This is a genomic window from Polaromonas sp. P4_F9, from assembly GCF_056401235.1.
In genome coordinates this window covers 12,370-27,113 of record NZ_JBFUJT010000027.1, presented here as the reverse complement: position 1 = coordinate 27,113, position 14,744 = coordinate 12,370, and the positions used below count along the sequence as shown (strand labels likewise).

Annotated in this window: 13 protein-coding genes; 7 read left to right on the top strand and 6 right to left on the bottom strand. The window is 59.7% G+C overall.

Going from position 1 to position 14,744, the window contains the following annotated elements; genetic code table 11:
- Nucleotides 1-11: 11 nt before the first annotated feature.
- The 6 genes from AC1DUB_RS20855 to AC1DUB_RS20830 form a co-directional block, all read right to left on the bottom strand.
- Complete coding sequence (locus tag AC1DUB_RS20855; protein ID WP_477731104.1) at nucleotides 12-797, bottom strand: peptidylprolyl isomerase; 786 nt, start codon at nucleotides 795-797, stop codon at nucleotides 12-14.
- Between the two features lie 113 nt (nucleotides 798-910).
- A complete protein-coding gene (locus tag AC1DUB_RS20850) occupies nucleotides 911-1,204 on the bottom strand; it encodes a BolA family protein (RefSeq protein ID WP_477731103.1) in 294 nt (97 codons plus the stop codon).
- Nucleotides 1,201-1,827: a septation protein A gene (locus AC1DUB_RS20845; protein ID WP_477731102.1), complete on the bottom strand. Its 627-nt coding sequence runs from the start codon at nucleotides 1,825-1,827 to the stop codon at nucleotides 1,201-1,203. Before AC1DUB_RS20845 ends, AC1DUB_RS20850 begins: the two co-directional genes overlap by 4 nt.
- 349 nt (nucleotides 1,828-2,176) lie before the next feature.
- A complete protein-coding gene (gene msrB / locus AC1DUB_RS20840) occupies nucleotides 2,177-2,587 on the bottom strand; it encodes a peptide-methionine (R)-S-oxide reductase MsrB (protein ID WP_477718135.1) in 411 nt (136 codons plus the stop codon).
- A gap of 21 nt (nucleotides 2,588-2,608) precedes the next feature.
- Nucleotides 2,609-4,111, bottom strand: a complete 1,503-nt coding sequence (locus AC1DUB_RS20835; RefSeq protein WP_477731101.1) for a protein adenylyltransferase SelO — start codon at nucleotides 4,109-4,111, stop codon at nucleotides 2,609-2,611.
- A 43-nt stretch (nucleotides 4,112-4,154) separates the two neighbouring features.
- Nucleotides 4,155-4,850: a Crp/Fnr family transcriptional regulator gene (locus AC1DUB_RS20830; protein WP_477731100.1), complete on the bottom strand. Its 696-nt coding sequence runs from the start codon at nucleotides 4,848-4,850 to the stop codon at nucleotides 4,155-4,157.
- 303 nt (nucleotides 4,851-5,153) lie between these two features.
- Here AC1DUB_RS20830 and AC1DUB_RS20825 point away from each other — a divergent pair, with 303 nt between their 5' ends.
- From AC1DUB_RS20825 to AC1DUB_RS20795, 7 genes are all read left to right on the top strand, one after another.
- Entirely contained in the window at nucleotides 5,154-6,782 is a 1,629-nt protein-coding gene (locus AC1DUB_RS20825) for a 3-(methylthio)propionyl-CoA ligase (protein ID WP_477731099.1), read from the top strand.
- Between the two features lie 251 nt (nucleotides 6,783-7,033).
- Nucleotides 7,034-8,362, top strand: a complete 1,329-nt coding sequence (locus AC1DUB_RS20820) for a branched-chain amino acid ABC transporter substrate-binding protein (RefSeq protein ID WP_477731098.1) — start codon at nucleotides 7,034-7,036, stop codon at nucleotides 8,360-8,362.
- A gap of 91 nt (nucleotides 8,363-8,453) precedes the next feature.
- Nucleotides 8,454-9,407, top strand: a complete 954-nt coding sequence (locus tag AC1DUB_RS20815) for a branched-chain amino acid ABC transporter permease (RefSeq protein ID WP_477731097.1) — start codon at nucleotides 8,454-8,456, stop codon at nucleotides 9,405-9,407.
- Between the two features lie 93 nt (nucleotides 9,408-9,500).
- Nucleotides 9,501-10,793 carry a branched-chain amino acid ABC transporter permease gene (locus tag AC1DUB_RS20810; RefSeq protein WP_477731096.1) on the top strand — a complete coding sequence of 431 codons (1,293 nt, stop codon included), beginning with the start codon at nucleotides 9,501-9,503 and terminating at the stop codon, nucleotides 10,791-10,793.
- A gap of 2 nt (nucleotides 10,794-10,795) precedes the next feature.
- Nucleotides 10,796-11,602, top strand: coding sequence for an ABC transporter ATP-binding protein (locus AC1DUB_RS20805; protein ID WP_477731095.1), 807 nt, complete (start codon nucleotides 10,796-10,798; stop codon nucleotides 11,600-11,602).
- Nucleotides 11,603-11,774: 172 nt separating this feature from the next.
- Nucleotides 11,775-12,470 (top strand): ABC transporter ATP-binding protein, encoded by a 696-nt coding sequence (locus tag AC1DUB_RS20800; RefSeq protein ID WP_477731094.1) that lies wholly within the window; start codon nucleotides 11,775-11,777, stop codon nucleotides 12,468-12,470.
- A gap of 169 nt (nucleotides 12,471-12,639) precedes the next feature.
- A complete protein-coding gene (locus tag AC1DUB_RS20795) occupies nucleotides 12,640-14,739 on the top strand; it encodes a 3-hydroxyacyl-CoA dehydrogenase NAD-binding domain-containing protein (RefSeq protein WP_477731093.1) in 2,100 nt (699 codons plus the stop codon).
- Nucleotides 14,740-14,744: the final 5 nt, after the last annotated feature.

Sequence of the window (14,744 nt, the reverse complement as noted above, 5' to 3'; positions counted from 1 at the left end):
TCAGCTGACGCTTATTCGATCTTCGCTTTTTTACGCAGGTCTTCCTGGAAGGTGGCCAGCTTCTGCTGCTGCATCTGCTGGGCGATTTGCGGTTTGACTTCTTCAAACGAAGGCAACTGGGCGCTGCGGATGTCGTCAACGCGGATCACGTGGTAGCCGAACTGCGACTTCACCGGCGCATCGGTCAGCTGTCCTTTGTTGAGCTTGAGCAGCGCCTCGCTGAACTCAGGCACATACCCCGATGGATTGGCCCAGTCGAGGTCCCCACCCTTGGCTCCTGAGCCTGGATCCTTGGACTGTTTCTTCGCAATGTCTTCAAACTTGCCGCCTTTTTTCAGGCTGGCAATGATGGCCTTGGCTTCGGCTTCCTTTTCGACCAGGATATGGCGGGCCTTGTATTCCTTGCCGCCGTTTGCTGCGGCGAACTTGTCGTACTCGGCCTTCAGATCAGCTTCGGTCACTGGATTTTTCTTTTGATAGTCCGCGAACAGTTCACGGATCAGGATGGTCTGGCGCGCCAGTTCCATTTGCACCTTGAAGTCTTCGCTGGCGGACAGTCCCTGCTTTTCGGCCTCCTGCATGAACACCTCACGCGCAATGACTTCCTCGCGCAGCTGGTTTTCCATGTCGGGGGTCACCGGACGGCCGGAGCGGGCAATTTGCTGGGCCAGCGAATCAAGACGCGCCTTGGGCACTGCCTTGCCGTTGACGATGGCGACGTTCTGCGCGAAAGCGCCTTGCGCGCCCATGGCCAGCAGCCCTGCAACGGCGGTAGCCAGTAAAAATTGCTTTTTCATGATGTCTTGGTAATCCTTGATGACGCTTGGTGAATGGTTTGGATCTTGGGCGGAGTTGATTGCCGGCGGTTACGGCTTTTACAGCACATCCACCGGTGGTTCAATTTTCAGTTTCAATCAACAATCTCAATGGCCAGGGCATGAAGGCCCTGATCGATGAAATTTTGCATTGCATCATACACAAGCCGGTGGCGCGCCACGCGGCTCTTGCCTGCAAACGCGGGGCTGGCAATGCGGACGCGAAAGTGTGTGCCAAAGCCCTGTTCATTGGCCCCCGCATGGCCCGCATGGGCGGCGCTTTCGTCCAGCACTTCAAGGTGCGTGGGATGAAGCTGTTCCCTGAGCTGCAGTTCGATGTCTTGCACGCGGACGGGCAGTGGCCGGCTGGCGGGTATAGCTACGCTCATGGCGTGGTGCCCGGCTTGATGTGCTTGTTGAGGTAAATCGCCTGGGCAAGCACAAACACCATCATCAGCCCCAAACCGCCGAACAGCTTGAAGTTGACCCAGGTGCTGGTGGAGAAATTAAAGGCCACCCAGAGATTGAGAAACCCCATCACGGTGAAAAAGCCGACCCAGCTGAAATTGACAATGCGCCAGACGGAGTCAGGCAAAGCCATTTGCGAGCCCATCAATGACTTGATGCCGTTTTTCCGGAATACCAGCTGGCCCACCAGCAATGCACCGCCCATGACCCAGTACAGCACGGTCGGCTTCCATTTGATGAAGTTCTCGCTGTGAAAATAAATAGTGGCGCCGCCCAGCATAGTGACCAGGCCCAGGCTGACCCACAACATGGCGTCAACCTTGCGGCCACGGCCTTTCAGCCAGAGAATTTGTGCGAAGGTGGCGACAATCACGACGACCGTGGCCAGAAGCACGGGCGCTTCGGCAGGCCCGACCACACCGCCCGACACCATGAAGCCCAGCCATTGGGTGGCTGTGGTGGCGGCCCAGTCCCTGTTGCCTTCCGCGAACTTGAACATGCCAAAGAAAAGGGCTATCGGCAAAAAATCAAAGAGAATTTTCATAGGGTGATTATCGCGGGTGATAGGTATTCATATTCATAGTGGCCACGCTGGGCGAGCCAACAATTTTTCGCCGGGCCGCCCCAAGAAAAATTAGCCCCCTCGGGGAGGCAGAGAGCTACACGCAGTGAGCGAGCGTGGGGGCTCTTCACCCCAGCAGGGGCCGCGGGACTGGCTTCGCCAGACCGCAGGCGCAGCGGCCCCCTCGGGGGGCAGGGAGCTACACGCAGTGAGCGAACGTGGGGGCTCTTCACCCAAGCAGGGGCCGCGGGACTGGCTTTGCCAGACCGCAGGCGCAGCGGCCCCCTCGGGGGGCAGGGAGCTACACGCAGTGAGCGACCGTGGGGGCCCATTACTTTGGCTTGAAATCCAGCGAAGCGGAGTTCATGCAGTAGCGCAGGCCGGTCGGGGTGGGGCCGTCGGGAAACACATGGCCCAGATGTGCGCCGCAGTTGGCACACACGGTTTCGGTGCGCGTCATGCCGTGCGCGCGGTCCACATGCTCTTCAATGGCGCCCTTCTTTAATTCCTGGGAGAAACTGGGCCATCCGCAGCCTGCGTCGAACTTGCTGGACGAGTCAAAAAGCTCGGCGTCACAGCAAATGCAGCGGTAGGTTCCCTGCGCATAGTTGTCCTCGTATTTCCCGGTAAAAGGGCGCTCGGTGGCGGCGTGGCGAGTGACCTCGAAGGCAACCGGCTCGGCGCCTTTTTCCGCCAGCAAGGCCTTCCATTCGGCATCGGTTTTCTGGATTTTGGTGCTCATGGGTATCCTGAGTTGAGGGTGTTACGAACTGCAACTTATTTCAATGGACGAAGCCCAGTCCGGCGGGAAATCGGCAAAACTGTCATGGCCCGGGTGTTCATCAAATGGGGCCTGGAGCAAGCCGAGCAAGGTGTTGACACCGGAAAAGTCTTTTAGTTTCGCCGCGCGTATGGCTTCCTCGCCCAAATGGTTGCGCAGCACGAACTTGGGGTTGCTTTTCAGCATCAAATTGGCCCGCGCGGCTTGGTCCATGCCGGCTACCCGCTCTGAATACTGCAGGGCCCAGGCGTTGAAGGATTCGCGGTCAAAAAACAGGTCCCGCACCGGCTCGTGACCGCTCTGCGGGGTAAAGCCGCATAAACGGCGCCAGAAAATCGTGTAGTCCACCTTGTTGGCGGCCAGCAGTTTGAAGGTGCTTTCTATCAATTCCCTGTCGTCAGGTTGCGCCTCGGCCAGCCCCAGCTTGCTGTGCATTCGGGCTTCCAGGGCTTGGGGAAACACGGTTTTGTAGGATTCGAGTGCGGCCAGCGCGTGTTCCTGTTCTTCGATCAGCGGCAGCAAGGCCTGACCGAGGCAAAACAGGTTCCAGTATGCGATGTTGGGCTGCTTGTTGTAGGCGTAGCGGCCCTGGGGGTCAGAGTGGTTGCAGATATGGCCGGGGTCAAACGCATCGAGAAACTGGAAGGGGCCGTAATCGATGGTCAGGCCCAGAATGCTCATGTTGTCGGTGTTCATGACGCCATGGCAAAAGCCCACCGACTGCCATGCGGCCATCAGGTGTGCGGTGCGTTCGCTCACGGCTTCAAGCAGCGCGGCATAAGGCTGCGGTGCCTCGCGGCAGGCCGGGTAAAACCGGTCAATGACGTGGTCGGCCAGCACTTTGAGCCGGGCATGCTGGTTGCTGTAGCTGAAGTGCTCGAAGTGGCCAAAACGGATGAAGCTGGGCGAGGTCCGCGTCACGACGGCAGCCGTTTCGATTTCTTCACGGCGCACCGGCGCATCGGAGCCGGTCACGCAAAGTGCCCGGGTGGTGGGTATGCCGAGGCCATGCATGGCTTCAGAGGCCAAAAACTCGCGGATGGAACTGCGCAGCACCGCCCGGCCATCGCCCATGCGCGAGTAGGGTGTGCGGCCTGCACCCTTGAGCTGGATTTCCTGCGTGCCCGCTGGCGTTTGAAGATCGCCCAGCAAAATGGCCCTGCCGTCTCCCAGTTGCCCGGCCCAAACACCAAACTGGTGGCCGCTGTACACACTGGCCAGGGGCCGGGATCCTGCCATGCCGCGGTTGCCGGTCAGCACCTCAAGCGCCTCCGCAGATTCCAGCCAGTGGTCTTCCAGGCCCAACTCACGGGCCAGCGACTGGCTGCGACTCACCCAGTAAGGCGAAGGCAGAGACGAGGGCTGGAGTTCGGTGTAAAAACCAGGGCCCAGCCCGGCAAAACTATTGAGCCATTTCAGGCCCAACCCGGCGGGGCTCTGGGGGTCGAAAGGGGTTTCGGCAGGGGCTTCGATGGCATCGGTCATGACCCTATTGTCTTATCACGCCAGCAGCCCTGCAAAGCGGGGGTTAAACCGTCCCGTCGGCTGGCCGAACGGCGCAGGACGCCAGCGCCTGCTCGTCCAGTATGGCCACGCGACCGAACTCGAGCGACACCAGCCCTTGTGCCTCCAGGGTCTGCAGCGCGCGGTTCACGGTTTGCCGTGACAGGCCGGCGAGGTGTCCCAGCTCTTCCTGCGAGAGCAGGAGCTTGCGCCGTCCCTGCCAGAACACACGGCTCAGATAGAGGGCCACGCGCTGCTCGGGGGCGCGCAGGCGGCCTGCCTCGATGATGGTCATGGCCTGCCCGAGGCGCCGGTTCAGGTGGGCCACCAGAAAGTGGTTGAACGACAGGCTGCCTGCAAGCAGTTCGTTGAATTGGGTGCGCGGCAGGCACAGCAGCGTGGTGTCGCGCAAGGCAATCACGTCGTAGCGGCGCGGCTCCGTTTTCAGCGTCGAACCCTCGCCGAACCACTCGCCGTCAGGCACACCCAGGAAGGCCGACACCCGTCCTTCAGATGACATGCTTTGCAGCTTCACCAGCCCCGACAGCACTGCATACCAGCCCTTGACGGTCTCGCCAGCCGCCAGCAGGACATCACCTTTGCGCCCGGCTATGGTGAATGTCCGCTCCAGCAGCCGGGTCTGTGCGTCGGCCGGCAGGTCGGCAAACCAAGGCTGACCGCTGAGGAAGCGATGGTGGGCGAGGGCAGCTTCAAAGGGCATGGCTTTGATTGTCCACCACCCTTGACGTGCGGAGCCCGCCGGTGGCGCAGCCTGAATGGCGAGTAGCAGGTGCGTTCGCCAGGCCGGGTATGTACCTAGAAACTGTCGGGCGCACGACAACAGTTGCATCTTCGGTCCTACAGGCCGACAGTAGGGCATTGCATATGAAGGCGAGGGCCTGTAGCCCTTGACTGGCGCGGATGCGGATTTTCCCGAGGCGGCTCTGGTGGCCTGCGCGCTACCATGCAACCACGAGACATGTAGATTCATAAACGACCCGGCGGGGCAAGAAAGGAAAAGACGATGTTAGGTTTGATGCAAAGCCAGCCACTGCTGATCTCATCGCTGATTGAGTTTGCGGAGCGTCACCATGGCGACGCTGAAATCGTGTCGCGCCGGGTGGAAGGGGACTTGCATCGCTACACCTACAAGGACGCGGCCTGTCGCGCGCGGCAGGTAGCCCAGGCGCTGGATGGCCTGAAGCTCGCGTTCAGCGACCGGGTTGCCACGCTGGCATGGAATGGTTACCGTCACTTTGAGTTGTATTACGGCGTCAGCGGCTCGGGCCGCGTGCTGCACACCATCAACCCGCGCCTGCATCCTGACCAGATCGCGTGGATTGCCAGCCATGCGGAAGACCAGGTGCTGTGTTTTGACCTGACCTTTTTGCCCCTGGTGCAGGCCGTCCACGGCAAGTGCTCCACCATCAAACACTACATTGCGCTGTGCGATGCGGACAAGCTCCCTGCAGACACCGGTATTCCGAATCTGCAGAGCTACGAGCGCTGGATTGGCGGGCAGGCAGGTGACTACACCTGGCCTGCTTTTGACGAGAACTCCGCTTCCAGCATGTGCTACACCAGCGGCACCACGGGCAATCCGAAGGCAGCGCTATTCAGCCACCGTTCCAGCATCCTGCATGCGTACGCGGCCGCTTTGCCCGATGTCATGTGCATTTCGGCGCGTGATGCCATTTTGCCGGTCGTACCGATGTTTCACGTCAACGCGTGGGGCATTCCGTACTCGGCGGCGCTGGCGGGTGCCAAGCTGGTGTTTCCGGGCCCGGCACTGGACGGCAAGTCGGTGTATGAGCTGATCGAGGCTGAAAAAGTCACGTATGCCGCAGGCGTGCCGACGGTGTGGCAAATGCTGCTCGGCCACCTCAAGCCGGCCGGCCTGAAGTTTTCGACCCTGCGCCGCACCGTGATTGGCGGCTCGGCCTGCCCGCCCGCCATGATCAACGCTTTCAGGGATGACTATGGCGTGGAGGTGCTTCACGCCTGGGGCATGACCGAGATGAGCCCGCTGGGCACGCTGTGCACGCTCAAAAACAAGCATGACGCGCTGTCAGACGACGAGAAAATGAAAATCCGCCTCAAGCAGGGGCGCGCCATTTTTGGCGTCGACATGAAAATCGTCGACGAGGCCGGCAAGGAGCTGCCCTGGGACGGCAAAACCTTTGGCGACCTGTATGTCAAGGGGCCGTGGATTGTGCGCGAGTACTTCAAGGGGGAGGGTGGCGACCCCTTGGTCAATGGCTGGTTCCCGACCGGTGACGTTGCGACTATCGATGCGGATGGCTACATGCAAATCACGGACCGCAGCAAGGATGTCATCAAGTCGGGTGGCGAATGGATCAGCTCGATTGACGTGGAAAACATTGCGGTGGCGCATCCGGCCGTGGCCATGGCCGCCTGCATCGGCGTTCCCCATCCCAAATGGGATGAGCGGCCCATCATCGCGGTGGTCAAAAAACCGGGCATGGACGTCACGCGGGAAGAGCTGCTCAGCTTCTATGACGGCAAGACGGCCAAATGGCAGATTCCCGACGACGTGGTGTTTGTCGATGCCATTCCGCTGGGCGCGACCGGCAAGATGCTCAAAACAAAGCTGCGTGAGATGCTTAAAGATTACAAATTACCCCAGTCCTAAAACCAAAGTTCAGAGAGCCCCGATTTAAACCAAGCAGGGGCCGCGGGACTGGCTTTGCCAGACCGCAGGCGCGGCGGCCCCCTCGGGGGGCAGCGCACTACGCGAAGCGAGAAGCGTGGGGGTCACATCCGTGACATTGGCTAGGGCATTCCCTGACGCAGTGCAGCATTGTTTGCCCTAACCTTTGCCCGTTCGCTGCTGATTTGCAGTTGATTTGATTCGTAATTCAATAAATTTTCAGGAGACAAGGGATGACAACCCAGCGCCATTTTTTTCGTCGGCATTTTGGTTTTGCCGTGGCCGCATCGGCCATGCTGTACAGCGGCCTGGCACTGGCTCAAGCACCTGCCAAGCCTGCCGTCAGTCCTGCCAAGGCGGCTGCACCTGCGCCGGCAACCACAACTGCTGTGAATCTCAATCAGACGGTCAAGGTGGCCTGGATTGATCCACTGTCCGGCCTGATGGCTGCGGTGGGTACCAACCAGCTCAAGAGCTTTCAGTTCCTGGCTGAGCATTTCAACAAAAAGAACAAGGCCGGCGTCAAGTTCGAGATCATCGGCATCGACAACAAGCTCAGCCCGCAGGAAACGACCAATGCGCTGAAGTCCGCGATTGACCAGGGCGCGCGCTACGTGGTGCAAGGCAATGGCTCCGGCCCGGCACTGGCCATCATCGATGCGCTGTCCAAGTACAACGAGCGCAATCCGGGCAAGGAAGTTGTCTACCTGAACTATGCCGCGGTGGACCCGGACCTGACCAACAGCAAATGCGATTACTGGCACTTCCGCCTGGATGCCGACACCTCCATGAAAATGGAAGCGCTCACAGCTTTCATGAAAGACCAGCCCGAGATCAAGAAGGTCTACCTGATCAACCAGAACTATGCACACGGTCAACAAGTTGCCCGGTTTGCCAAGCAAAACCTGTCGGCCAAACGCCCGGATATCCAGATCGTCGGTGAGGACCTGCACCCGCTGGCGCAGGTGCGCGATTTCGCACCGTACATCGCCAAAATCAAGCAGTCGGGCGCTGACTCGGTCATCACCGGCAACTGGGGCTCAGACTTGACGCTGCTGATCAAGGCCGCCAACGAAGCGGGTCTGAACAACGTCAAGTTCTACACCTACTATGGCGGGGTATCAGGTACACCTACCGCCATGGGGGCTGCATCGGCCGGCCGCGTCTACCAGGTGTCTTACAACCACTTGAACATGGGCGGTGAAACCCAGCAAATTCTGGTCGACTACAAGAAAAAATTCAATGACGACTGGTACACCGGTGCGGTCTACCACGCCTTTGCCATTCTGGTGGAAGCCATGGCCCAGACCAAATCCACGGAGCCCGCTGCCGTTGCCAAGGCCATGGAAGGCATGCGCTTCAAGAGCTTTAATGGCGACGTTGAAATGCGCAAGACCGACCACCAGCTGCAGCAGGGTTTGTTTATCTCGCGCTGGGAGAAGGCCGGTGGCAAATTCCCCTACGATGCCGAGAGCTCGGGCTACACCTTTGTACCGATCAAGTACTACGAGCCCTACGTGGCCAGCACGCCGACCTCCTGCCAGATGAAGCGTCCTTCCTGATGCGTTGATGGACTGAGGTCCTGACATCCAAGGCCAAGGCCCGACCAAACCTCGGGCCTTTTTCTTTACTTTTTACCCGGGGCTGCTACCGATGAACCTGGAGTTCTTCACCATCTCGCTGCTCAATGGCCTCAGCTACGGGCTGCTGCTGTTCATGCTCAGCTCGGGGCTGACACTGATCTTCAGCATGATGGGTGTTCTTAATTTCGCCCATGCGTCGTTTTACATGGTGGGGGCGTACATCGCCTACAGCACATCACAGGTCATAGGTTTTTGGTGGTCCTTGCTGGTGGCGCCCTTGCTGGTGTTTGCCATGGGCGCCGCCTTTGAGCGTTTCTGCCTGCGCAGGGTGCACAAGTTCGGCCATGTCCCCGAGTTGCTGGTCACGTTTGGGTTGTCTTATCTGCTGCTGGAGCTGGTGCAGCTGGTCTGGGGCCGTTCGGCCGTCAACTATTTGCTGCCTGAGGGTCTGCAAGGGCCGCTGTTTACCGTGTTCGGCACCAACTTTCCCAAGTCCCGCGCCTTCATCATGCTGATCTCCATGGTCATGCTGGCCAGCATCTGGCTGCTGCTGACGCGCACCCGCATCGGCCTGGTGATCCAGGCCGCGCTCACACACCCTGAAACCGTTGAAGCGCTGGGCCACAACGTGCCGCGAGTGTTCATGCTGGTATTCGGCGGTGGCGCTGCGCTGGCCGGCCTGGCAGGGGTCATTGGCGGCAATACCTTTGTCACCGAGCCCGCAATGGCCGGTTCTGTGGGAGCCATCATTTTTGTGGTGGTAGTGGTGGGCGGCATGGGTTCGCTCAGCGGCGCATTTCTGGCCTCGCTGCTGATCGGGCTGATCCAGACCTTTGCGGTTGCCATGGACCAGTCCCTGATCACCTTGCTCGCCAGATTCAGCTACGCCGTGACGCCGGAAACCTTTGGCTATCCGCTGCTCAAGCTCACCATTTCGCAGGTCGCACCGATTCTGCCCTTCCTGTTCCTGGTGCTGATCCTGATCTTCCGTCCCAAAGGCCTGCTCGGCACGCGAGAAGGATAAAAAAATGTTTACCCCCACGTTTGCGGCGTTGCCGCTGCACTGCCCTCCGAGGGGGCCGAGGCCTCCTTGGGGCGGCCCGGCGGAGTCCTGCCCATGACAAAAAATTTTTACGAATTCAAACCTTACAACGTCGGCCGCTGGCTGCTGTGGACGCTTTACGCGTTGCTGCTGGTGGTGGCGCCATTGCTGTTCAAAAGCAGCCTGGCGCTCACCATGCTGTCGCAGGCCGGCTACCTGGTCATCATCTGCCTGAGCTACAACATCCTGCTCGGGCAGGGCGGCATGCTGAGTTTTGGCCACGCGGTGTATGCGGGCCTGGGATCTTTCCTCGCCGTTCATGCCATGAACATGGCAGCCAAAGGCAGCTTCTACATTCACCTGTCGCTGATTCCCCTGGTGGGTGGTCTGTCAGGCCTGTTTTTTGCGGCTTTACTGGGCTATGTCACCACCAAAAAAGCGGGCACGACCTTTGCCATGATCACGCTGGGCGTGGGCGAGCTGGTATTTGCCATGTCGCTGATGTTCCCCGAGTTTTTTGGCGGTGAGGGCGGTATTACCACCAACCGCGCTTATGGCAAGCCGTTTCTGGGCGTCAGCTTCGGGCCGCAGATCCAGGTCTATTACCTGATCGCGTTTTATTGCTTTATCTGCACGGCGGCCATGTTTGCCTTCACCCGCACCCCGTTGGGCCGCATCCTGAACGCGGTGCGCGACAACCCCGAACGGGTGGAGTTCATTGGCTACAACACGCAGCGGGTGCGCTACTACGCTTTCATCATTGCGGGCTTTTTTGCAGGCATCGGGGGAGGGCTGGCGGCCATCAACTCCGAGATCGTCACGGCGGAGGTGGTCAGCGGCGTGCGTTCGGGCAGCTTGCTGCTGTTCACCTTCCTGGGCGGTGCCACCTTCTTTTTTGGCCCCATCATCGGCGCGGGCCTGCTGGTGCTCGCGCTCATCCTCCTTTCCGAACTCTCGATGGCCTGGCTGCTGTATGTCGGCCTCATCTTCCTCTTCATGGTGATGTATGCGCCTGGTGGCCTCGCCAGCCTCATCATGATGAATTTGCGTGTGGCCTCCTTTGGAAAGCTCAAGGAACTTTGGGTGGGGTACCTGGGCCTGGCCGTCACGGCGCTGGTGACGCTGGCCGGTGCGGCGGCCATGGTGGAGATGGTGTATCACCTGCAACTCAACGCGGCCCTCGGCGCCGGGCTGGGGTTCATGGGGATCCGGTTGAATGCCCTCAACATCAACAGCTGGCTGGGAGCAGGTTTTGTGTTGCTGACCGGCCTGGGACTGTTTGAACTCACGCGCCGCCAATTCCTGCGGCAATGGGGCGACGTACAAAATGAGATTGAAAAAGAAATCAAGCGAAGGGAGCTGCTATGACCATGGCCTCTCCTGAAATTGCCACCGCTGCCGCCGCCAGCACTTGTTCTCTCGAACTGAAAGACCTGCGCAAAAGCTTCGGCAAGACCGAGATCATTCGCGGCGCCAACCTGAAAGTCGCGGCGGGCGAGCGGGTGGCCATCATCGGGCCGAACGGCGCGGGCAAGTCCACGTTGTTCAACCTGATCAGTGGCCGCTTCGAGCCCACCAGTGGCCAGGTGCTGCTCAATAACCAGCGCATTGATGGCAAGAAGCCTTTCGAGATCAACCGCATGGGCCTGTCGCGCAGCTTCCAGATCACCAACATCTTTCCCAAGCTCAGCGTGTTTGAAAACCTGCGCTGTGGCGTGCTCTGGAGCCTGGGCTACAAATACACTTTCCTCAGGTTCCTGGCCGACCTGGATGACGCCAATGAACGGGCCGAAGAACTGATGGCCATGATCAAGCTTGAGAAAAAGCATGACGTGCTGGCCACCAACCTGACATATGCCGAACAGCGCGCGCTGGAAATAGGCATCACCATCGCCGGCGGCGCCAGCGTGATCCTGCTGGACGAGCCCACCGCCGGCATGAGCCGCTCTGAAACCAGCCGCTTCATCAACCTGATCAAGGAAGTCACGGTGGGAAAGACGCTGCTGACCGTGGAGCACGACATGGGCGTGGTGTTTGGCCTGGCCGACAAGATTGCGGTGGTGGTGTATGGCGAAATCATCGCGTATGACACGCCCGAAGCGGTGCGTGCAGACCAGCGCGTACAGGAAGCTTACCTGGGCTCATCTGTTGCCGATGCACAGGCAGGGGGGCACTAAGAATGACCCCCACGCTCTTCACTCCGTGTAATACGCGAGGCCTTGCAGGCCGCGACTCGCCAGACGCTTCGCCTCTGTCGCCTGTCCAAACCTGCTCAAGCAGATTCGGAGCCACAGGCTCCAGCCCCTCGGGGGCCCAAGGCTGCCTGGGGGCGGCCCGTCGGAGCCTTGCATGCTGAATATTCAAAACCTCCATGCCTTCTACGGCAAGAGCCATGTGCTGCACGGCGTCTCGTTCGATGTGCAACCGGGCGAAATCGTGGCCTTGTTGGGCCGCAATGGCTCGGGGCGTTCCACCACGGCCAAGGCCATCATGGGCCTGGTGGACTGCCAGGGTTCCATCCTCTGGAAAAAAGAGGAAATCGTCGGAAAGAAGGCCTACCAGATTGCGCATCTCGGTATTGGCTACGTCCCGGAAAACCGCGACATCTTTCCCAAGCTGACGGTGCATCAAAACCTGCTGCTGGGTCAAAAAGGGTCTGGAAAAGGATCGCGCTGGTCTTTCAAGGACATGTACACCATGTTTCCGCGGCTGCTGGAGCGCCAGCACACCGAAGCCGGGGTTTTGTCGGGTGGCGAGCAGCAGATGCTCACGCTGTGCCGCACGCTCATGGGCGACCCGGACCTCATCATCATTGACGAGCCCACAGAAGGCCTGGCGCCAAAAATTGTGGAACTGGTCGGCCAATATTTGCAAACGCTCAAGGCCAAGGGCGTTTCGGTGCTTCTGATCGAGCAGAAGCTCACCATCGCCATGGCGATTTCCGACCGGGCGCTGGTCATGGGGCATGGCAGCATCGTGTTTCACGGTACGCCCGACAGCCTGCGGGCCGACGCGTACATCCGAAAAGAATGGCTGGAAGTGTAAGAAAGTCCCAGAGGTTGTCACCGCTGGGACAAATAGGGGCGGTATTGCGCTTGTACGGCTGCGCAGCCACCCTACAATAAGAAAAAGAACGGTCGTACTATTTTTCTGGCGGGGTGCTTCACCCTGGGGCCGAAACAACTGAAACTTCACTCAAGGAAAGACAACCGCAATGACAACCCATTACGAAGTTCGCGGCACGGTGGCGCTGATCACGCTGAACAACCCGCCCGTCAACGGCCTCGGCTATGCCACCCGTTTCAGCATCACCGACAACCTGCAAAAAGCCAACGCCGACGCGGCCGTCAAATCCATTGTGCTGACCGGCGCGGGCAAGGCCTTTTCAGGCGGCGCCGACATCAAGGAATTTGGCACCCCAAAGGCGCTGCTGGAACCCAACCTGCTCAGCGTGATTCGCGCGGTTGAAAATTCAGCCAAGCCCGTGGTGGCGGCCATCCACACGGTCTGCATGGGTGGCGGACTGGAGTTGGCCCTGGGCTGCCACTACCGCATCGCGGCACCTGGCTGCAATGTGGCATTGCCCGAGGTCAAGCTGGGCCTGTTGCCTGGCGCAGGAGGTACCCAGCGTCTGCCGCGCGCAGTGGGTGTTGAACCCGCTCTGAACATGATTGTGAGTGGGGAGCCCGTCAAAAGCGAATTGTTGGCGCAGATTCCGGGACAGAAGCTGTTTGACAGGATGGCCGCCTCGCCGGAGTCGCTGGCAGAAGAAGCCCTGGCCTTTGCCCAGTCGATTGCCGACACACGCCCGCTGCCGCTGGTGCGCAACCTGCCATGCAAGCATCCCGATGGCGACGCCTACTTCCAGTTTGCCCGCAACATGGTCAAGGGCATGGCGAAGAATTTCCCCGCACCGCTCAAATGCGTGGATGCCGTGGAAGCTGCCACCAAAAAGAAATTTGAAGACGGTCTGGCGTTTGAGCGCGAGCTTTTCATCAACCTGATGTGGACACCTGAAAGCCGTGCGCTGCGCCATATTTTCATGGCTGAGCGGGCCGCTTCCAAGATCCCCGACGTGCCGGAAGATACGCCCAAGCGCGAAATCAAATCGATTGCCGTGATTGGTGCCGGCACCATGGGCGGCGGCATCTCCATGAATTTCCTGAACGCCGGCATCCCGGTCAAGATGCTGGAGATGAAGCAGGAAGCGATGGATCGTGGCATTGCCACTATCCGCAAAAACTACGAAGCGCAGGTCAAAAAAGGCAAGCTCAAGCAGGACAAGTACGAGCAGCGTATGAGCCTGCTCAGCACCACACTGAGCTACGACGACCTGAAAGACGCCGACATGGTGATCGAGGCCGTCTTTGAGGAAATGGGCGTCAAGGAAAAGGTTTTCAAGGAACTGGACCGCGTGATGAAGCCGGGCGCCATTTTGGCCTCCAACACCTCGACGCTGGATGTCAACCAGATCGCCGCTTTCACCAAACGCCCCCAGGACGTGGTGGGCATGCATTTCTTCAGCCCCGCCAACGTGATGAAGTTGCTGGAGGTCGTGCGCGGCGCCAAAACCGGCAAGGACGTACTCGCCACCGTGATGGCGCTCGGCAAAAAGATCAAGAAGACGGCCGTGGTCTCGGGCGTTTGCGACGGGTTTATCGGCAACCGCATGATCGAGCAGTACGGCCGCCAGGGCGGCTTCCTGCTCGACGAAGGCTGCACGCCCGAGCAGGTCGACAAGGCGATTGAAAAGTTTGGTTTCGCCATGGGGCCCTTCCGCATGGGCGACCTCGCCGGCAACGACATCGGCTGGGCTATCCGCAAGCGCCGCTACACCGAAAAACCGGACATGAGGTACAGCAAGACCGCCGACCTGCTGTGCGAAAAAGGCCGCTTCGGCCAGAAAACCGGCGCCGGCTGGTACGACTACGTGCCTGGCAAGCGCGACGCGATCCCGAACGCCGAGGTCGTCAAGATGATCGAGGACCACCGCAAATCGCAGGGCATCACGCCGCGCAAGATCTCCGACGAGGAAATCGTGCAGCGCCTGGTGTATTCGCTGGTCAACGAGGCCGCGCACATCCTGGAGGAGGGCATCGCCTCCAAGGCCAGCGACATCGACATGGTCTACATCATGGGTTACGGCTTCCCGGTCCACCGTGGCGGCCCCATGCTGTACGCCGATCAGATGGGCCTCTTCAACGTGGTGCAGAGCATGAACCGCTTTGCGCAAAATCCGCTGGATGATGCAAGTTTCTGGAAACCGGCACCGTTGCTGGCCAGGCTTGCTGCAGAAGGCAAAACTTTCAACTGATGCCG